General features: G+C 65.7%; 18 protein-coding genes and 1 tRNA gene. 8 read left to right on the top strand and 11 right to left on the bottom strand.

Translation table 11 applies throughout. The features are described from left to right. Window positions 1–145 precede the first annotated feature (145 nt). Complete coding sequence (locus ACE103_RS39520) at window positions 146–1,588, top strand: MATE family efflux transporter (RefSeq protein WP_375777375.1); 1,443 nt, start codon at window positions 146–148, stop codon at window positions 1,586–1,588. A gap of 151 nt (window positions 1,589–1,739) precedes the next feature. Here ACE103_RS39520 and ACE103_RS39515 read toward each other — a convergent pair whose 3' ends face one another. From ACE103_RS39515 to ACE103_RS39500, 4 genes are read right to left on the bottom strand one after another with little or no spacing between them, the layout of a single operon-like run. Beyond that, entirely contained in the window at window positions 1,740–2,156 is a 417-nt protein-coding gene (locus ACE103_RS39515) for an SRPBCC family protein (protein ID WP_375777374.1), read from the bottom strand. A 36-nt stretch (window positions 2,157–2,192) separates the two neighbouring features. Continuing rightward, on the bottom strand, window positions 2,193–2,552 hold the full coding sequence (locus ACE103_RS39510; RefSeq protein ID WP_375777373.1) for a VOC family protein: 360 nt from the start codon (window positions 2,550–2,552) through the stop codon (window positions 2,193–2,195). Between the two features lie 56 nt (window positions 2,553–2,608). Then, on the bottom strand, window positions 2,609–3,448 hold the full coding sequence (locus tag ACE103_RS39505; protein WP_375777372.1) for a helix-turn-helix domain-containing protein: 840 nt from the start codon (window positions 3,446–3,448) through the stop codon (window positions 2,609–2,611). 9 nt (window positions 3,449–3,457) lie between these two features. Then, on the bottom strand, window positions 3,458–4,036 hold the full coding sequence (locus ACE103_RS39500; RefSeq protein WP_375777371.1) for a methylated-DNA--[protein]-cysteine S-methyltransferase: 579 nt from the start codon (window positions 4,034–4,036) through the stop codon (window positions 3,458–3,460). A gap of 194 nt (window positions 4,037–4,230) precedes the next feature. Here ACE103_RS39500 and ACE103_RS39495 point away from each other — a divergent pair, with 194 nt between their 5' ends. The 3 genes from ACE103_RS39495 to ACE103_RS39485 all read left to right on the top strand — a co-directional run bounded on the left by ACE103_RS39495 (window position 4,231) and on the right by ACE103_RS39485 (window position 6,273). Next, window positions 4,231–5,751, top strand: a complete 1,521-nt coding sequence (locus tag ACE103_RS39495; RefSeq protein ID WP_375777370.1) for a 4-amino-4-deoxy-L-arabinose transferase — start codon at window positions 4,231–4,233, stop codon at window positions 5,749–5,751. Between the two features lie 109 nt (window positions 5,752–5,860). Beyond that, window positions 5,861–5,934 (top strand) — tRNA-Gly (locus tag ACE103_RS39490). 87 nt (window positions 5,935–6,021) lie between these two features. After that, window positions 6,022–6,273, top strand: coding sequence for a DUF3551 domain-containing protein (locus tag ACE103_RS39485; RefSeq protein WP_375777369.1), 252 nt, complete (start codon window positions 6,022–6,024; stop codon window positions 6,271–6,273). A 292-nt stretch (window positions 6,274–6,565) separates the two neighbouring features. On the opposite strand, the gene ACE103_RS39480 is transcribed toward ACE103_RS39485, so the two are convergent. After that, window positions 6,566–7,585, bottom strand: coding sequence for an LLM class flavin-dependent oxidoreductase (locus ACE103_RS39480; RefSeq protein WP_212319776.1), 1,020 nt, complete (start codon window positions 7,583–7,585; stop codon window positions 6,566–6,568). 245 nt (window positions 7,586–7,830) lie between these two features. Here ACE103_RS39480 and ACE103_RS39475 point away from each other — a divergent pair, with 245 nt between their 5' ends. From ACE103_RS39475 to ACE103_RS39460, 4 genes are all read left to right on the top strand, one after another. Continuing rightward, window positions 7,831–8,997 (top strand): NADH:flavin oxidoreductase/NADH oxidase, encoded by a 1,167-nt coding sequence (locus ACE103_RS39475; protein ID WP_375781272.1) that lies wholly within the window; start codon window positions 7,831–7,833, stop codon window positions 8,995–8,997. A gap of 39 nt (window positions 8,998–9,036) precedes the next feature. After that, window positions 9,037–9,966, top strand: coding sequence for a dihydrodipicolinate synthase family protein (locus tag ACE103_RS39470; protein WP_375777368.1), 930 nt, complete (start codon window positions 9,037–9,039; stop codon window positions 9,964–9,966). A gap of 129 nt (window positions 9,967–10,095) precedes the next feature. After that, window positions 10,096–11,199, top strand: coding sequence for a hypothetical protein (locus ACE103_RS39465; protein WP_375777367.1), 1,104 nt, complete (start codon window positions 10,096–10,098; stop codon window positions 11,197–11,199). A 5-nt stretch (window positions 11,200–11,204) separates the two neighbouring features. After that, window positions 11,205–11,399, top strand: a complete 195-nt coding sequence (locus ACE103_RS39460) for a hypothetical protein (protein ID WP_375777366.1) — start codon at window positions 11,205–11,207, stop codon at window positions 11,397–11,399. Between the two features lie 15 nt (window positions 11,400–11,414). Here ACE103_RS39460 and ACE103_RS39455 read toward each other — a convergent pair whose 3' ends face one another. The 6 genes from ACE103_RS39455 to ACE103_RS39430 all read right to left on the bottom strand — a co-directional run bounded on the left by ACE103_RS39455 (window position 11,415) and on the right by ACE103_RS39430 (window position 18,149). Next, on the bottom strand, window positions 11,415–12,647 hold the full coding sequence (locus ACE103_RS39455; RefSeq protein WP_375777365.1) for a DUF445 domain-containing protein: 1,233 nt from the start codon (window positions 12,645–12,647) through the stop codon (window positions 11,415–11,417). A 30-nt stretch (window positions 12,648–12,677) separates the two neighbouring features. Beyond that, complete coding sequence (locus ACE103_RS39450; protein WP_375777364.1) at window positions 12,678–13,517, bottom strand: EcsC family protein; 840 nt, start codon at window positions 13,515–13,517, stop codon at window positions 12,678–12,680. Further along, window positions 13,514–15,631: a heavy metal translocating P-type ATPase gene (locus ACE103_RS39445; protein WP_375777363.1), complete on the bottom strand. Its 2,118-nt coding sequence runs from the start codon at window positions 15,629–15,631 to the stop codon at window positions 13,514–13,516. The genes ACE103_RS39450 and ACE103_RS39445 overlap by 4 nt, the downstream gene beginning before the upstream one ends. Window positions 15,632–15,657: 26 nt before the next feature. Next, window positions 15,658–16,215: an HMA2 domain-containing protein gene (locus ACE103_RS39440; RefSeq protein WP_375777362.1), complete on the bottom strand. Its 558-nt coding sequence runs from the start codon at window positions 16,213–16,215 to the stop codon at window positions 15,658–15,660. Window positions 16,216–16,355: 140 nt separating this feature from the next. After that, complete coding sequence (locus ACE103_RS39435) at window positions 16,356–16,751, bottom strand: DUF5132 domain-containing protein (protein ID WP_223966034.1); 396 nt, start codon at window positions 16,749–16,751, stop codon at window positions 16,356–16,358. Window positions 16,752–16,979: 228 nt separating this feature from the next. Beyond that, window positions 16,980–18,149, bottom strand: coding sequence for a cytochrome P450 (locus ACE103_RS39430; protein ID WP_375777361.1), 1,170 nt, complete (start codon window positions 18,147–18,149; stop codon window positions 16,980–16,982). Window positions 18,150–18,230: the final 81 nt, after the last annotated feature.

Below are 18,230 nucleotides of genomic sequence, written 5' to 3'. Positions count from 1 at the left end.
AGCCGTTCGTCTGGTCGATCGGCTAGCGCTTGGGTTCACCTGCAATCACGCAGGCCCCCCTTGCGTCCCGCGCACGTGGAATCCGCGTTCGCCATGGTAGGGAAACACCATGGCGCGGCTCCCCAGATCGCGCGTGGGAGTGAAAATGTCCGACCTCGGCCTCGCCGAAATACCTGTCGACGAACAAGAACGGCCGCTGCCGCCGCCGGTGACGAGACCCGCGCGCAACGCGCTGCTCGACGGGCCGATTTTGCGCACGCTGTTGTGGCTGGCGTGGCCGAACGTGATCGCGCTCTCTGCCGGCACCTGCGTGGTGATCGCGGAGACCTCCTACATCGGCCGGCTCGGCGTCGAATCGCTCGCGGCGATGGCGCTGGTGTTTCCCTGCGTGATCCTGACCATGACGATGTCCGGCGGCGCGATGGGCGGCGGCGTCGCATCCGCGATCGCGCGCGCGCTCGGCGCCGGCGAGATCGAGCGCGCCTCGACGCTTGCCATGCATGCGCTGCTGATCGGATTGACGTTCGGTGCCACCTTCATGCTGGGCATGCTGATCTTCGGTCCGCGCCTGCTCGAATTGCTCGGCGGCCGCGGCAACGTGCTGGCGAATGCGATCGCCTATTCGCAGATCTTCTTCGGCGGCGCGATCCTGCCCTGGCTGATGAACACGATGGCCGGCATCCTGCGCGGCACCGGCAACATGAAGCTGCCGTCGACCATGATCCTGTCCTCGGCAGTGTGCCAGATCATTCTCGGCGGCACGCTCGGGCTCGGCCTCGGGCCTGTGCCGCAATTCGGCATGCGCGGCGTCGCCGCGGGTTCGCTGATCGCCTATTCGATCAGCATCAGCGTGATGGGGTGGTATCTGTTCTCGGGCCGCGCCCGTGTGAAGCCGAAACTCAAGGGGTTGCGCGTGCAATGGGCGATGTTCATCGACATCCTCAGGGTCGGCGCGGTGTCCTGCTTCTCGCCGCTGCAGTCGGTTCTGACGATCTCGATCTTCACCCACATGCTGGCGCAGTTCGGCACTGCGGTGCTTGCCGGCTATGGCATCGGCGCGCGGCTCGAATTCATGCTGACCTCGGTCGCCTTCGCGGTCGGCATCGCCTCGGTGCCGATGATCGGCATGGCCGTCGGCGCCGAGCGCGTCGCGCGTGCCCGGCGCATCGCCTGGACCGCGGGCACGATGTCGTTCCTCGCGGTCGGCGTGGTCGGCAGCTTCATCGCCGCCTTCCCCGACCTCTGGGTCAACCTGTTCACCAATGATCCACATGTGCGGGCGACCAGCCATCAGTACCTGTCGACCGCCGCGCCGATGTACGCCTTCATCGGCCTCGCAATGTCGATGTATTTCTCCTCGCAGGGCGCTGCGAAGGTGCTGGGTCCGGTGCTGGCGCAGACCGCACGGCTGATCTTCATCGGCACTGGCGGCTGGTGGCTGTCCACGCATGAAGCGAGTGCGCAAGATTTCTTCACACTCGCCGCCGCGTCGATGGGCGTGCTCGGCGTGCTCTCCTGCCTCAGCGTGATCCTGACGCGCTGGGGCAAGTCGGCCCCAGTTGTCGGGGCGCAGCCGGCGCTGTCTTAGGCAAATAAACCCGTCATCCTGAGGTGCGAGCGCAGCGAGCCTCGAAGGATGCACGGCCCCGAAGCTTCAGCGTGCGCCCGTGGGAAAAGTCGGGCCGTCGCCCTTCGAGGCTCGCTTCGCGAGCACCTCAGGGTGACGGTGACAGGGTTGATTACGCCGCGTTCTTGTCCCTGGCCGACCGGGCCTGTGCGGCCTGCATCGCTGCCGCGCCGAGGTCCATCTGCGCGTCCATGTAGGGCGCGATCTCGTGCGGCAGCACGTCGGCGATCCACACCACCCGGCAGCGCGCGTCGCCGTCGGCAAACACCTGCACCGAGGCGGAGTGCTGTTTCACCCGCTCGCTGGTGATCGCATAGACCAGCCGTCGTCGCTTGTCGTCGCAATCGACCAGCGTCTCACGCGCCACGGTGCCGTTGGCGAAGGTGACGGTGCGGACGTCGCCGTCAAGCTTGGTGTCGGTCACGAAGCCCGGCACCAGCCGCGTGTGCAGCGCGCCGAAATCGCGCAGTGCGTTCCAGACATGATCGGCCGGCGCGTCGATCGGAATGTCCTTGTGAATTGAAGCCATGGAATGTGGTCCTTTGATCAGGATGAAGATTGAGGTTTAGGTCGACACCGCCTCGACATTGTTGCCGTCGGGATCGAGCAGGAACGCCGCGTAGTAGGTCGGGCTGTAGTCCTTGCGATGGCCCGCCGCGCCGTTGTCCTTGCCGCCGGCCTTCACGCCTTCGGTGTGGAATGTCTTGATCGCGTCATGGCTCGGGGCGCGGAACGCGATGTGCGCGCCGCCTTGCGCCTTGCCCTTGTGCAGATGCAGCCAGAGCGCGGGCTCGCCCTTTGGCCCGAAGCCCGCGCCGCTGTCGTCGCGTGAACACAGCACGAAGCCGAGCGGCGCCAGCACCGCGGTGTAGAAGCGGACGCTGGCGTCGAGGTCGGCGACGCGCAATCCGATGTGGTCGTACATGATAGAGTCTCCGGTCGTTGCGCGCGTCGACGGACGCGCGGACCGGGAGAACCTAGCTATTGCAGCGCAAGGCGTTCTTGGAGAATCTTGCGGTCGCCGCGGGAGGCCTGGCGGAATTTCAGCGGCGAGGCACCGGCGGCGCGGTGGAAGCTGCGCACGAAATTGGAGAGATCGCCGAAGCCGACGTCATAGGCGATATCGGTGACCGGGCTGTCGTTATCCACCAGCCGTCGCGCTGCATGGCGCAGCCGCGAGCGCACCAGATATTGATGCGGGGTCACGCCGAGCACCGCTGAGAACAGCCGCAGGAAATGGAAGGTGCTCAAGCCGGCCTGCTCCGCGGCATCGTCGAGATCGATCTGATGGTGTGAATTGGCGTCGATCCACAGCGCCGCTTCGACGGCGCGGCGGCGGTCGCGCAAGCCGGCGGTGAGGGGCTTTGCCTTGCGGTCCGACACCAGCTCGACAAGGCGGCTGGCGAGGAGATGGCCGACTTCATCGAGGCCGACGTCGCTGTTGCCAGCTGCCGCCGTTTGGGCGAGCTCCCCGATCACCATCAATTCGGGCAGCGGCGGCACCGAGCCGACCTGCCAGACCGAGGTACGGTCGCCGATGGTCTCGACCAGCTCCGGGTCGAGGAAGAACGACAGGCATTCGTCGCCGACCACATGGTCGTGCGTGCAGGTGTATTCGTCGCCGGGATGGCCGACCAGAATCGAGCCTGCGACCAGCTCATGGAAGCGGCCGCGGCAATGGCAACCGAAGCTGCCGCTGCGCACATAGGACACCGAATGGCAGGCGAACTGCTCGACGAACGGCTTGTCGCCGGGCTCCGCCGTGCAGCGAAACTCGTTCACCGTGATGCGATCGCGCTGCAACAGTGTGGTCCGGGTCATACCCCAGATTTAGGCTTGCGGTCGGGGCCGCGCAACGGGCAGCAGCACGTCAAACAGGGTCTTGCTGGTGGTCGGCTGGGCGCCTTCGATCGAGAGCAGCCGTCGCTTGGAGACGCTGCCGCCGTTCAGCGAGATCCGGTCGGCATAGTGGCCCGCCTCGAGCACGCGGTGGCAGGGCACGATAATCATGAAGGGATTGCGGCCGAGCGCCTGCGCCACCGAATAGGCCGCGCCGGACGCGTGTAGGGCGCTCGCCACCTCGTCATAGGTCCGGGTCTCGCCGCGGGGAATATTGCGCACCGCCTGGTAGACGCGCTGGTTGAAGGCCGGGATGGCGCTCATGTCGAGCGCAACGCCCGCGAGATCGGCATCGTCGCCGCACAGGATCGCTGCAATGCCCTCGATCGCTACCTCGATCTCCTCGGAGGGCCGCGTCTCGCGTGCGTCGGCGTAGTGCTGGAACAGCCGTTTGCGGGTTTCGATTTCGCGGAGCTCGGGAAGCTGGACCCCGGCAATACCGGCTTCGCCCCATGCGATGCCGCATCGGCCGATTGCCGTGTCGAAAATGGTGTACCCACGCCCCGCCATGACGCCCCCACATGCGAGCATAGCATCGTCGCGGTGCGGCGCATCCGGAATCTTGACGATTGGTTAAGCATGTCGCGACCGATGCTGTGTGACCTTGCCAACGTCCGGTCACGCATCCTCCGGTCACGCATCTTAAAGGCTTTGCCCGCTATCTGGTCGCCGGCATGCTGCTCCAAAAGACGATCGACGGAACGATGACCAGCACGAGCGCTGAAGCCGCGCCCGGCAGCGCAGGCATGGTCGAGCGTGCGAGCGGGCGTGTTCACCCGCTCTTCGCGTTGCTGCTGCTGGCGCTGGTCTTGCGCCTTGCGGCCGCCGTCTGGCCCAACGTGATCTATCCCGACGAGACCTATCAGTATCTTGAGCCGGCGTGGCGGATGCTCGGCCATGACGGCATTTTGACGTGGGAATGGCGCGACGGCATTCGTGGCTGGTTGCTGCCGACATTGATGGCCGGGCCGGTTGCCCTTGGTGATGCGATTGCGCCTGCCGGCGCAGGTGCGTTCCTGGTGCCGCGTCTGATCGCCGCATCCGCGTCGCTGTCGATCGTGGTCAGCGCCTGGTTCCTCGGCGCGCGGATCTCGCGCACCCATGCCGTCGTCACGGCCTTCGCGGCCGCAGTCTGGTTCGAATTGATCATGCTCGCGCCACACACATTGGGCGAGCCGCTGGCGACAGCGCTGATCGTGCCGGCGGCGCTGCTCATCACCGATCGTCCCTCACCGCGGCGTCTCGCGATCGGCGGCGCCTTGCTCGCCTTCGCCTTTGTCTGCCGCTTCCAGTTTGCGCCGGCCATTGCCGTGCTCGCGCTCGGGGCGTGCTGGACGCGCTGGCGAAACCTGGGTCCGCTGGTCGCCGGCGGGCTGGTTGCGCTGTTGATCGCGGCCGCGATCGACCTTGCGCATGGCAGCGTGCCGTTCGCCTGGCTGATCGCCAATATCAGGGAAAACCTTGTCCACGACCGCGCCATCGAATTCGGCGTGTCGCCGCCGTCGGCCTATCTGATCGACTTCATGACCGTGTGGTCGGTGGCGATCCTGCTCCCTCTTGCTGCGATCTGGCGCGGCTGGCGGCACGCACCGCTGCTCGCGACCGCGGCGCTGGTCAACCTCGTCTTCCACAGCCTGATCGCGCACAAGGAATACCGCTTCATCTTCCTGTCCGTGGTGCTGTTCACCATCGTCGCGGCGCTGGGATCGGCCGATTGGGTTCAATGGCTGCGCACGAAGGTTGCGTGGCGCCGCTGGGCATTGCCGATCGTCCTCAGTGGCTGGGCGCTGCTGTCAGTGACGCTGGCCGGCACCAGCGACGAGATGCGCGAGTACTGGACGCGCGGCGTCGGCGCTGCGCGGCTTGCGGCTGAGTTGCGCAGCGATCCGCAGATGTGCGGCCTTGCGCTTTACGACGTTCGCTTCCAGCAGTTGCCGGGGCGCGAACGATTGGTCGGCCCGGTGCCGCTCTATGCGCTGCAGCCCGCCGATCCGCTCGCCGAGATGGTCCTGCCGCCGCTGCTGCTGCGGGCGACCAAGCCGGCCTTCAACCGCATCCTTGCGCGGCCCGAGGCCGCAGGCGATCTGCCGGCGGAATTCTCACGGCAAAGCTGTGCCCGCGTCGGCTTCAGCGATGCCTGCATCTATGCACGCGGCGGAAGCTGCGACGCATCCGCCGCTGCGCCCTTTGTGATCAATGACGTGCTCGTGAGGATGGGCTGGTAGCGGGTGGCGCTGCTATGATCGGTGTCAATGCACGCTTGATCCTCTGCCTCGGCCCGGGCTATGGTCCGGCGGTCGCACCCGTGAGGGGCGACCTCAAGCAATTGAGATCGCGGGCGTAGTTCAATGGTAGAACGGCAGCTTCCCAAGCTGCATACGAGGGTTCGATTCCCTTCGCCCGCTCCAGCCCCAAGGCCAAACCCAAGGCTAAATTGCGCGGGACGGTGTTGTCGGCGAGATAATGTATTTTGCTGCCATAGCGGGAGACTTGACGTGAGGTTGCTTGGAGCGCTGCTGCTCGCGCTGGGCGTGCTTTGCATGACGAAGCCGGCATCGGCACAAATGTATGATCCCCGCTATCCGGTCTGCTTGCATGTTTACGGTGAACTGGTCGGCGACCGGATGGATTGCATCTTCACGTCGATGAAGGAGTGCCAGGCGAGCGCCGTGGGGGCTCCGGCAACCTGCCTGGTCAATCCCTTTTATGCGCCAGGACCGGCGCGCCCTGGCAGGCCTGAGCGATGACCGTTTCCGCTCGCATCTGCCCGCGTTCATTTGAGACGACGCGCGCTTTGCGATTGTTTTGATCGAGTGCGCATTTATCGTTCGCGCGTCGCGGCACGAGCCTCGCGCGATGATCCCGGGATATTACGGCGGTCTGTTCACGCAACGTGCGCGCCTAACGAACTGTACTCGACCTGTTCTTCTCACAACACGCATTTATGTTTCCGTAGTTCTCCGCGTTTGAGAACGGAGTTCCGCCGGAACGCGACAGCGGCCGGCAAGTGGCCGAGACCGCATCATCCTTCGGGCGTGATCAGCGCCATCCCATGGCGGGCGCGACGTGAGTCAGGATGCTCTCGATCACATGCGCGTTGTAGGCGACGCCGAGTTGATTGGGCACTGTCAGCAGCAGGGTGTCGGCCTCCGCGATCGCCTCGTCTGTCTTGAGCTGCTCGATCAGTTTCTCCGGCTCGGCGGCGTAGCCGCGGCCGAAGATCGCGCGGGTCCGCTCGTCGATGAAGCCGATCTGGTCTTCCTCCTGCCCATTGCCGAAATAGGCGCGGTCGCGGTCGTCGACCAGCGCGAAGATGCTGCGGCTGACCGAGACCCGCGGCTCGCGGGTATGACCGGCCTCCTTCCATGCGGCGCGGTAGGCCCGGATCTGCGCGGCCTGCTGGATATGGAAGGCCTCTCCGGTCTCGTCGCTCTTCAGTGTCGAGCTCTGCAGGTTCATCCCGAGCTTTGCGGCCCAGACCGCGGTGGCGTTCGAACCGGCACCCCACCAGATGCGCTCGCGCAGGCCTTCCGAGAGCGGCTCGAGCCGCAGCATCCCGGGAGGGTTGGGAAACATCGGCCGCGGATTCGGCTGCGCAAAACCTTGCCCGCGCAGCATGTCGAGGAAGATCTCGGCATGACGGCGGCCCATGTCGGCGTCGGTCTCGCCTTCGCCGGGCTGATAGCCGAAATAGCGCCAGCCATCGATCACCTGTTCGGGCGAGCCGCGGCTGATGCCAAGTTGCAAACGTCCCCTCGCGATCAGGTCGGCCGCGCCGGCGTCCTCGATCATGTAGAGCGGATTTTCGTAGCGCATGTCGATCACGGCGGTGCCGATTTCGATCCGGCTGGTCTTCGCGCCGACCGCCGCCAGCAGCGGGAAGGGCGAGGCCAACTGGCGGGCGAAGTGGTGGACGCGAAAATACGCGCCGTCCGCGCCGAGTTCTTCGGCGGCGACCGCGAGGTCGATCGATTGCAGCAGCACATCCGCAGCCGAGCGGGCCTGGGATTGCGGGGAGGGCGTCCAGTGCCCGAACGAGAGGAATCCGATTTTTTTCATGTCGGCAATGTAGGCATACCGGGCACGAATTGCGATTCGTGGCGTGACCCGGCGATGACGGAAAATGTTTACCAACCGGGAAAAATTTCTGCGGCACGTGTTGCGGGTTTGCGGATCGCGCCGCCGTGGACATGCTGCATGCGCGCTGGTCCTGCCGCCTGCGCTACAGCGCGGCTTGCGATCAGCTCGCGCGCCGCCTAGTTTTCCGCCGCCATTTTCCCGCCACCACGTTCCCGCAGGACCCGATGTCGCAGCCGTTTCTGTTTCAGCCGATCACGCTTCGCGGCGTGACCTCCCGAAACCGCATCCTGATTTCGCCGATGTGCCAGTATTCAGCGACCGACGGCCTCGCCAATGACTGGCATCTTGTTCATCTTGGTAAATTCGCCCAGGGCGGCGCCGGGCTCGTGATGGTCGAGGCCGCGGCGGTCACCGCCGAGGGACGCATCACCCATGGCGATGTCGGCATCTGGAACGACGAGCAGATCGCGCCGCTGGAACGCATCGCCGCCTTCCTAAAGGACAACGGCGCGGTGCCCTCGATCCAGCTCGCGCATGCCGGCCGCAAGGCCAGCATGCAGCGCCCCTGGTACGGCAATGCCGCACTCGACGAAGCCGACCGCGCCCGTGGCGATCTGCCGTGGCGCATCGTGGCGCCGAGCGCGGTCCCGATGGAGCAAGGCTGGCTGATGCCGCACGCGCTCGATGTGGCCGAGCTCGCCGCGTTGCGCGAGCAATGGCGCCGCGCCACCTTGCGCGCGGTGGAGGCCGGTTTCGAATTCGTCGAGGTGCATTGTGCGCATGGCTATCTGCTGCACGAATTCCTCTCGCCATTGTCGAACCGCCGCAGCGACGCCTATGGCGGCGACCGCGCCGGGCGGATGCGCTATCCGCTCGAGATCATCGAGGCCGTGCGCGCCGCCTGGCCTGCGGAGAGGCCGCTGGCGGTGCGCATCTCCTCGGTCGACGGTGTCGATGGCGGCCTGACGCTTGAAGATCAGGTCGCATTCGCGCGCGCAGCCAAGGCGCGCGGCGCCGATCTGATCGATTGTTCGTCGGGCGGCCTGCTCGGCTCGGCAACCGCGGCGCGGATTCCGCGCGGCTATGGCTTCCAGGTGCCGTATGCGGAGGAAATCCGTCGCGCCGCCGAGGTCGCCACCATCGCGGTCGGCCTGATCCTGCATCCGCAGCAGGCGGAAGATATCCTCGCCAATGGCCAAGCCGATCTGATCGCGATCGGCCGCGAGGCGCTGTTCGATCCGAACTGGCCGCTGCATGCCGAGCTTGCGCTTGGCGGCGGAGGCGGCGAGGTGTTCGCGTCGTGGCCGAAGCAGTATGGTTGGTGGCTGGAGCGGCGCGAGCCGGGCCTGCGCAGGCTCGAAGGTCCGCCGCTGCCGTTCCGCAAGGTGTGACAAGATCAAGCTGCGACAGATCATGAGGGAGGATTTGACATGACAAATTCGGCACAGCGTCCCTATCGCGGCGTCTTCCCGGTGGCGCCGACCATCTTCGACGCCGGCGGCAACCTCGACCTCGACGGACAGCGGCGCTGCATCGATTTCATGATCGATGCCGGCTCGCACGGCATCTGCATCCTCGCCAACTTCTCCGAGCAGTTCGTGCTGACCGATGCCGAGCGCGAGACCGTGATGCATGCGGTACTCGAGCACGTCGCGGGCCGCATTCCCGTGATCGTCACCACCACGCATTTCTCCTCGGCGGTGTGTGCCGCGCGCAGCCGCGAGGCGGAGGCCGCGGGTGCTGCGATGGTGATGATCATGCCGCCCTATCACGGCGCGACCTTCCGCGTCGGCGAGCCGGGCATCTACGAATTCTATCGGGTGGTGTCGGACGCCATCAACATCCCGATCATGATCCAGGACGCGCCGGTCGCAGGCACACCGCTCTCGGTGGACTTCCTGGCGCGGATGGCGAAAGAGCTCGCCAATGTCAGGTACTTCAAGATCGAGGTGCCGATGGCCGCGAATAAGCTGCGCGGCCTGATCGAGAAGGGCGGCAGCGTGATCGAGGGACCGTGGGACGGCGAGGAGGCGATCACGCTGATGGCCGATCTCGATGCCGGTGCCACCGGTGCGATGACCGGCGGCGGTTATCCCGACGGCATCCGCCAGATCGTGGATCCGTTCTTCGCCCGCCGACGCGACGAAGCCGTGCAGGCCTATGCGCGCTGGCTGCCGCTGATCAATTACGAGAACCGCCAATGCGGGTTGCAGGCCTGCAAGGTGCTGATGCGCGAGGGCGGCGTCATCAAGTCGGACACAGTGCGGCACCCGCTGCAACCGCTGCATCCGGCGACGCGCGCCGGCCTGATCGAGATCGCGCGCTCGCTCGATCCGGTCGTGCTGCGCTGGGGGCGCTGAGCGCGCCACCCGGCCGTTATGTTCACATAACCGTCAACAAGGCCATCTACCGTTCCGTCGGTTAAGGGAAGCGGGGACGTGCGCCCTGCGTGCACTCTGGATTGGTCGGAGCGGTCGGGCGGCAGCGGGATGATCGAAACCTTCCGGGTTGGTCGTTTTGCGATGCGCTACGGCCATTTCGTTCCGCGGCTCTACAATTATTGCCGGTCGCTCGGCTTTGAGCGGCGGCATATGCTGCCGTCGCGCGCCTTCTGCTCCGATGAGAGCCAGGGCTATCCGGTCATGCTGCTGGCCCAGCATTTCGGAACCTTTCCGTTCGACCACGGACGCGTCGGCGGCAAGGTCGCGATCAACCGCCACGGGCCGTTTGCCCATCACGGCGAGGACCTGGTGCTGATCCAGGCCAGCCATGTCGGCTACAATCCCGATGATGGCCGGTTCGGGGTCTATCAGCGCCGCCGCACCGACGGCTGCAGGTTCGGGGATTGCTGCGGCAAGCTCTGCGGCGTGCTGCGCTGGTATGAGGACGAGTACGCGCTTGCCTGCAAGCAAGTGCAATGCGGCCGGCTCAATGGCGAGGCGGTGTTCCGGATCGACAATCACTATCTCGACGACAGCCGCAGCGAAGGTGTCTTTCTGTGGCTCGACCGCATGGTCGAGACGCCGGGTCAGCCGCTGAGCGTGCTGAGCACGTCAAAGGTCTTTCTTGCGGGTCAGGCGATCCGCGAACGGCTCGGCGAAGCCTGCTTTGGCGCGACACCCGCGCCGATCGGCACGGCGCTGTTACCTGATCTGTTTCACTTCCGCCGTGCGTCGGCCGAAGGTCCCGAGGGCCATGACATTCTCGAGGCCGCGCTCGCGCCTGTGATGCCGGCGCTGGTGACGTCGCCACATCCCGCATTGGATGCCGCCCGCTTCGTCACCCAGGCCGAGTTCGATCGCACCTACCGGAGCATTCTGCGTGAGCCGGCGTTCCAGACCAAGAACGTGCTGTTCGTCTCCGGCCTCAACATCGACGTGTCGCCGCGCGAGGGATTTCCGTTTCCGTTCACCAAATTCGTTCCCTGGGCGGCCTATGCCCGCCTGCGCGACGGCCGCTCGTTCCTGCTCGAGCAGGAGCAGTTCGCCGAGGCGCTGCGCCGGATGCCGGGTGAGAACCCGGATTGCCTGTCGTTCGACAACACGATCGAGCAGATGACCACGGCGCCGGAAATCCGCATTCCGATCGGTTGATGCCTATGACGACGCTCCCCGCCCTATGTGTGCACGCTGCTCCCGAACCGCGTCTCCAGCGCCTGGAGTTCGCGGATCGCGCGCGCGGCTTGACCCGCCGCCACTTCATGCTCGGCTGCCTCAGCCTGGCCGCAGGCCAGATGGTGCGCCTGCTCGACAGGCTGCAGCAGTTGCCGCTGCTGCGCATTCGCTTTCCCTGAGCGCGAGCGAACGCGCTACAGCCAGCGCGAGACGGAGAAGATCAGCAGGCCGACCAGCCCTCCGACGACAGTTCCGTTGATCCGGATGAATTGCAGGTCGCGCCCGACCTGCAATTCGATCCGCATGATCAGCGTTTCGGTGTCCCAGTTCTCGACCACCTTGCGGATGAAGGCCGCGATCTCCTGGCGTCGCGATGCAACCGCCCGCAAGGCGGCGACGCGAAGCCAGCGGTTGATGCGGTCGCGCATCTCGGCATCGTCACGGACCCGTGCGGCAACCGAGATCAGGGCGGTTTCGATGGCGTCCGCGATCGCGGCCGAGGTGGCCGCGGAATTCAGCCGCGCCTCGATGGCCTGCCACATCGCGTCGATTTGCCGGATCACCGCGGGATTGTCGAGCATCTGCTGCTTCAGCTCCTCGCCTTTGGCGAGGTAGTCGGGATCGGTGGCGAGCCGGTCGATCAGGCGCTCGATCTCGGCCTTGAGCTCGATCCGCCATGGATGATCCGGCTCGCGCATCTCGTCGAGCGTCTGGCTGATGCCGGAGATGACGCGGTCGGCCACCATGCCGTCGACCCATTTCGGAACGAACCGGTAGGAGCGCTGCGAGACCTTCTTGCGGATGGTTTCCTTGTTGTTGGCGAGCGCCACGCTCGCCGATGTGATCATGCGCTCGACGAGCGCCTGCGCGTCACCATGCGCCCACAACAGCGCCAGCACGCGCGAGGCGAGCGGAGCCACCGGAACCGCTGCGATCCCCTGCCGGGTGCGGCGGGTCAGAAAGGCATTGAGGTCGGCGCTTGGCGTCGCCTGCAGGGCCTGATGGGCCGCCGAGACCGTGCGTTGCGCGGCGCTGCGGGCGTGCGACGGCCGCTCGATCCAGTGCGCCGCCCAACCGGCGATATCGACGTCGCGGATGCGGTCGCCGATCACGCGCGGCGACAGGAAGTTGTTGGCGATGAAGCGGCCCAGCGCCACCGCGATGCGCTGCTTGCTCTGCGGAACGATCGCGGTGTGCGGAATCGGGATGCCGAGCGGATGACGAAACAGCGCGACGACCGCGAACCAGTCGGCGCAGGCGCCGATCATGCCGGCCTCGGCGAAGGCGCGCGGATAGGCCAGCCACGGCCAGTGCGGTTGCGCCATCGAGGTCGCCAGAAAAACCAGCAGCATGAGCACCAGCAGGCCCGTGGCGAGGGCCCGCATGCGACGAAGGTCGCGCAGCCTGGTGTCCTCAGGGGGAAGCACGGCGCCGATGTCCAATTGCTGCCAAACGCCTCATGCCGTCGCAACGCCGCGCCGCGGCGCGAGCCTCGCCGCGATCGCCGCATAATGCTGGCGGACGTCGGCGCTGCCATGCACCCGTTCCAGCCGGCGCACGGTGAAGTGCCCTTTTGCGATCTTCTGGAAATGGTCCATGAAGATGACATTAACGGTCGCGCCGAACGCCGCGCCGATGATCGGCACCGCGCCCGCCGCGGCCTTGTCCGAGACCACCAGCCCGAACCGGGAGACGATTTCGCTGACCAGATTGGAGATCACGGGGGCGGAGGCATCCACCGCGCCGCGCTCCAGGATATAGGCGGCCGCGTCGCTGGTGTATTTGCTGATCAGCGCGCGGGCGGCGTAGTAGCCGATGTCGACATTCTCGTCGGTTCGCTTGGTGCCGTAGGCGAAGACCTCGAGACAGGCGAGCCTTGCCTCGATCTTTGAGAGATCCTCGCCCTGGTGACGTGCGATCTCGGCAATCGCGCGCAGCATCAATGTCGTCGTCAAGGGAAGCTCGACCGCGAGCGCACCGAAGCCGAACAAGCCGCTGACGCCGCCGGTCACCCCGGCGAGAAACGACGAGAAGGTCACCGCCGGTGAAGGCGGCGGCTTCTCGTCGAGCGTGTCGACGGCAACTTCCAGCCCCTTCATGACCGCCGTGCGCACCAGCCCGCTGAGCTGGCGGTTGGCGGCCTTCGGCAGCAGGTTGAGGACGCGGTTGACCGGGACGCCGGCATAGTCGGCGATCCTTGCCGCGAGGTTGGAGCTCTCCAGCGTCTTGACGGCGGCTTGTAGCGCGGCGTGATCGCCGGGAGGAAGTGCAAGGAGCTGGGTGAGGTCCTGGCTCATTGATAGCGCAGGATTGGCCGTATGCCGTTGAAGCTCGCGAGGATCGCCGAGCCGTTGCTGATCAGCGCGGTCACCTCGGGCGTGATCAGGCCGCCCGGCAAGGCAAGGCCAAGCGCCAGCGTGTTGAGCGCGGCGACGATGGCATAGTTCTGCTTGATGAGGCTGACGGCGCCTTGCGAGATCTCGACCGCCTTGACGAGCTTCCAGAGCGAATCTTCCATCAGGATGACGTCGGCGGATTCGTGCGTGACCTCGGCGCCATGCTTCATCGCGATGCCGACGTCAGCGAAGCTGAGCGCCGGGGAATCGTTGATGCCGTCGCCGACCATCGCGACCCTGCGTCCCTGGCGTTGCAGCTGCTGGATGACGTTGGCCTTGTCGGCCGGCAGCATGTCCGCGAAGTGCTCGGTGAGTCCGAGATTCTCGCAGACGGCGCGCGCCACCACCGCATTGTCGCCGGTCAGCATGATGCTGTTCTTGACGCCCAGCGCATGCAGCCGCTGGATCACCGAACGGCTCTCCTCGCGGATCTCGTCGGAGTAAGGCACGAGGCCCGCGAGCTTGCCGTCCACGGCGATATAGAGGCTCGAATAGCCGCGCTCGTCGAGCGCTGTGCGATCGAGCGCCGAGGCGTCGACGGCAATCTGGCTCTGGCGCATGAAGCGCTGGTTGCCGACATGGACATAGTAACCGTTGACCTGGCCCTCGACGCCGAGGCCGAGGCGGTAGGTGGTCTCGTTGCAGGGCGGGATGTTCACCGCAAGCTGCCGGGCCCGCGTCCGCAACGCTTCGGCGACCGGATGTTGCAGCTTGGTTTCGGCGGCTGCGGCGAGCCCGAGCAGGTGGTTCGGCGTGATCGAGTTCTGGTAGGAGATCACGTCGATGACGGCGGGCGTGCCGTGGGTCAGCGTGCCGGTCTTGTCGAACACCATGGTGTCGATCCCGGCGAGCTTCTCCATGTGGCCGCCGCTCTTGATGATCATGCCGGTGCGGGCGGCCAGCGTCATCGAGGACAGCACCGACGTGGGCGCGGCAACGCGGATGCCGGTGCCGTAATCGACGATGACAAGCGAGAGGAAGCGATTGAAATCGCCCGAGACCATGGCGGTGCCGGTGGCGAGCGCCAAGGTCGGGGCTACGAGCCGGTCGGCGAAGCGTTCGGCGTGGTTCTGCATCCGGGTGTCGCCGATCGGCGCGGATTCGATCAGCCGCACGATCTGGCCGGCGGTGGTCGCGGTTCCGACGCGCAATGCGCGCAACGTGATCTGACCCTCGCGGATCACCGTGGCGGCGAAGGCGGCTTCGCCCTTGCCGCGATGCACCGGCAGGCCCTCGCCGGTGATCGTCTTCTGGTCGATGGTGGCGGAGCCGTCGATGATCTCGCCGTCGACCGGGATCATCTCGCCGGGATATACCACGACGATGTCGCCGTTCTGCAACTCGGCGGCAGGGATCGACACCACCTCGCCATCGCGCAGCAGCCAAGCCGTCTTCGACTGAAATTCGAGCAGCTCGTTGATCGCGCGCCGCGAGCCCGCAGCGGTCAGGTCGCGGATCCAGTCGCCGAGCTTGATCAACCAGGTGACGATGCAGCCGGCCAGCGGATTGCCCTGCAGCACCGAGGCTGTGATCGCGAGCGTATCGAGCACGTCGATGTTGAGCCGGCTCTCGTTCGCCCAGACCTTCCAGGCGCGCTTGGCGATCGGGATCGCGTTCCAGAGCATCAGCGGCATGTTGACCGCCGCGATCACGGGATTGGCGCTGAACGCCATGAACAGCGACAGCGTCGGCAGTGTCAGCGGCGAGCGCTTGGAGACTTCCGGTGCGCCGGCACGCGGCGCGCCCGCGTCGTGCGCCGCGCTGGCGCACAGCGCCTTGACGTCGGCCAGGCTCATTCTCTTGAAGCCGTTCAGCAGGGCGAGCAGTCTTGGCTCGTGGGCCGGATCATATTCCAGCACGAGGCTGGCGCAATCGTAGTTGATCCGCGCGGTCCTGATGCCGTCCTGCGCCCGCAGCCATCCAAGGCAGATTTCGCCCAGCTTGCGGTTTTGCCCGAGCGCGGGAATGCTCAGACGAATGCGCCCCGGCATGGAGTGGCAGAAACTGAAGTCCATGAATTTGCGCTCTCGCCCCTGGCGGGTCAGGCCGTCGCGCCTGCCGGCTCCGCCTGCTCTGCGGCAGCCATGTTGGCCTGGATCATGTGGTTGAGGGCAAAGATCGCCAGCGTGACCCAAACCGGCGTCGCCGCATTGGCGCCGACTTCGAAGATGGTGAAGCCGGCAATGCCTGTGGCGAGCAGAATCTTCAGATCGACCACATTTCCGGTGGCGACCTTGATGCCGTTGTCGAGATCCTTGAAGAAATCGACGACGACCCTGGCCGTATGCGAGTGCTCGGCGAGGTACTCGGCTTCCTGCTCGATTTTGGTCGCCAGTGCGTCGATTTCATTGGCCGGCGGCTTGTAGTGTCCGCCGGTGTGATGCTCCAGCTTGCCGTGAAATTCGTCGTGCCGGTCGGTGTCGTAATGCAGCACGATGCTGCCGGTCGCCGGGTTGACGATGACGTCCTCGATGCCGGGAATGACACTGAAGGTCTGCTTGATCTGTTCGAGAAGCTCGGGGTTTTCCTTGGCCGACGGCACCTTCATGCGAATCCGGCCCGGAACCTGATGCGCAATTTGCAGCTTCATCTTGGTCATCGCATACCTCTCACAGCGTTCCAGCGCTGGCGCGGGGACGCGAATGATACTGTCGTCGCACACGATTGCGCGCCGTGGCGGCGTCGCAAGGTCGGTCGTCGCCGCGCTTCGCCGCCTTGCAGCTACCGGTCGGACCCGGTTCAGGCCGCCGACGAAGCCCGGCCCTCAGCCGCCGCCTTGCCTTCCTGCGCCTGGTTTTCGGCCTTCACTTCCGCAACGATGTCGTTCACCTGCTCGTGGGCTTCGGCAAACATCTCGCGCGACTTCTGTGCGAACTTGTAGGTGCCGCGAACGGTGGACTTGAACAGCGGATTGAGGGCGCCGGCGAGCTTCGGCAGGTACTTCGGCGCCGCGACGGCGGCAACGCCAAGCGCAAGTCCCGGGAGCAAGGCAGCTTCGAACACGGCAGCACCGACAGCCACCACCGCGACGACCGCGACCGTCTTGTTGATGCCGCCGCCTTCCTCGGAATCCTGTTCGGGGGCATCATGGTGGAAGGCGGTATCGTGACTGCTACCGTTGGTGTTCGGGTTCATCTGAAATCCCTTGTGACCGCTCAACTGACTGCAGTTTCATCAATAACGGCGGATTGAAATGGATTCGTGACAGTTTGATTACAGCCATCCGACCGGTTGCGGCGGCACGGTGTCGCAACGCAACAGGCGCGCATTTGGCGATCGGGCAGCGCCCGAATGGGGCGGCACGCCTCGGCGGGCCCTTTTCATGTCTCGATGTGTCTAGGCAAGGGCAGACGGCGACGCGTTCTACCGGTCCCAGGTCACCGGCAGATCCAGCAGGCCGCGGAACGCCCAGCCGCCGATCCGGGGCGGTTTGTCCGCGATGAGGCGCAGATTCGTCAGCCTCTCGAAGATCGCCGGCAGTGCGACGTCGGCGACCATGGCGCGCGAAGCCCAGGCGCCGGCGCAGAAATGCGGACCAGCGCCGAACGCGATGCTCTTGCTGGCGTCGCGGCGCACGTCGAATGCATCAGGCTTGGCGAAATGCTTCTCGTCGCGGTTGGCCGAGCCGAACATCAGGAACACGCGCTCGTTGGTCTCGAATGCAACGTCCCTGATCGTCCAGGGCTTTGCGATCCGCCGCGGCGACATCCCGATCGGCGAGATCCAGCGCGCATACTCCTCGAACACCTGCAGCCACGGGATCGCGCCGCTCATTGCCAGCGAAAGCTGGTCCGGGTGGGTCAGCAGCGCCCACACCGTGCCGGCGATCGCGTCGCGCGGCTCGTTCTGGCCCCCCGAGATCGCGAGCTTGATGTTGGCGCGCACGCTCTCCATCGGCATGTCGGTCTGCAGCAGCACGCCGAGCAGGCTGAGGTCGGGCGTCTTGCGCAACACCGGCACCATGTCGTCGATCGCGGCATCGATGCCCGAGGTCGCCGCATGGCAGCGCGCCTCGATCGCGGGATCGCCGGTGTAATTGGCGATGCCGTCGATCATGCCCTGCGACCAGGCGTTCATGTCCTGGAAGCGCATGTTGGTGAGACCGGTGATCGATTTCAGGCATTCGGCCGAGAAAGGCAGCGCGAAGGCCTGCACGAAATCGACCACGCCGTCCGGCCTCAACTCGTCGAGGATGCGCGTCGCGTGCCCGGCGAACAGTGCGGTCCAGTGCGATCTGACGGTCTTCGGCGAGACCGCCGGGAAGATCGCCTTGCGCTCGTTCATGTGCGCATCGCCGTCCTTGCGCATCATGTTGTGGCCCATCAGCTTGTTCATCAGCCCCTCGGGCTGGTGCGATGAGAACACGCCGATCTGCTTCTCGGAGACGAAGATGTCGTCGCGGGTGCACAGCAGCGTGCTGCCGAGCTGCGGCACGAACGCGATCGGCGCTTCCTTGCGCATGCGCGCCAGCGTCGGATAGGGATCCTGCCAGAAGGCCGGGACGTCGATGTCGAAATGGGGAGCGGTGCTCACGACGTGATCTCAGGTTGGCTTCAGGTTTCGAACCGAGCATAGGCCGGCAGGCGCGACCGGTCTGTCCCCACCGTTGGGGAC

Source organism: Bradyrhizobium sp. ma5 (assembly GCF_042258955.1).
GTDB lineage: Bacteria > Pseudomonadota > Alphaproteobacteria > Rhizobiales > Xanthobacteraceae > Bradyrhizobium.
The sequence above is the reverse complement of the archived record's forward strand: the minus strand, read 5'-3'. Positions and strand labels throughout refer to the sequence as shown.

Bases quoted from the DNA above. Each gene is read 5' to 3' on its own strand.
- ACE103_RS39520 (WP_375777375.1), top strand. From the start codon at position 146: ATGTCCGACCTCGGCCTCGCCGAAATACCTGTCGACGAACAAGAACGG.
- ACE103_RS39515 (WP_375777374.1), bottom strand. From the start codon at position 2,156: ATGGCTTCAATTCACAAGGACATTCCGATCGACGCGCCGGCCGATCAT.
- ACE103_RS39510 (WP_375777373.1), bottom strand. From the start codon at position 2,552: ATGTACGACCACATCGGATTGCGCGTCGCCGACCTCGACGCCAGCGTC.
- ACE103_RS39505 (WP_375777372.1), bottom strand. From the start codon at position 3,448: ATGACCCGGACCACACTGTTGCAGCGCGATCGCATCACGGTGAACGAG.
- ACE103_RS39500 (WP_375777371.1), bottom strand. From the start codon at position 4,036: ATGGCGGGGCGTGGGTACACCATTTTCGACACGGCAATCGGCCGATGC.
- ACE103_RS39495 (WP_375777370.1), top strand. From the start codon at position 4,231: ATGACCAGCACGAGCGCTGAAGCCGCGCCCGGCAGCGCAGGCATGGTC.
- ACE103_RS39480 (WP_212319776.1), bottom strand. From the start codon at position 7,585: ATGAAAAAAATCGGATTCCTCTCGTTCGGGCACTGGACGCCCTCCCCG.
- ACE103_RS39475 (WP_375781272.1), top strand. From the start codon at position 7,831: ATGTCGCAGCCGTTTCTGTTTCAGCCGATCACGCTTCGCGGCGTGACC.
- ACE103_RS39470 (WP_375777368.1), top strand. From the start codon at position 9,037: ATGACAAATTCGGCACAGCGTCCCTATCGCGGCGTCTTCCCGGTGGCG.
- ACE103_RS39465 (WP_375777367.1), top strand. From the start codon at position 10,096: ATGATCGAAACCTTCCGGGTTGGTCGTTTTGCGATGCGCTACGGCCAT.
- ACE103_RS39460 (WP_375777366.1), top strand. From the start codon at position 11,205: ATGACGACGCTCCCCGCCCTATGTGTGCACGCTGCTCCCGAACCGCGT.
- ACE103_RS39450 (WP_375777364.1), bottom strand. From the start codon at position 13,517: ATGAGCCAGGACCTCACCCAGCTCCTTGCACTTCCTCCCGGCGATCAC.
- ACE103_RS39445 (WP_375777363.1), bottom strand. From the start codon at position 15,631: ATGGACTTCAGTTTCTGCCACTCCATGCCGGGGCGCATTCGTCTGAGC.
- ACE103_RS39440 (WP_375777362.1), bottom strand. From the start codon at position 16,215: ATGACCAAGATGAAGCTGCAAATTGCGCATCAGGTTCCGGGCCGGATT.
- ACE103_RS39435 (WP_223966034.1), bottom strand. From the start codon at position 16,751: ATGAACCCGAACACCAACGGTAGCAGTCACGATACCGCCTTCCACCAT.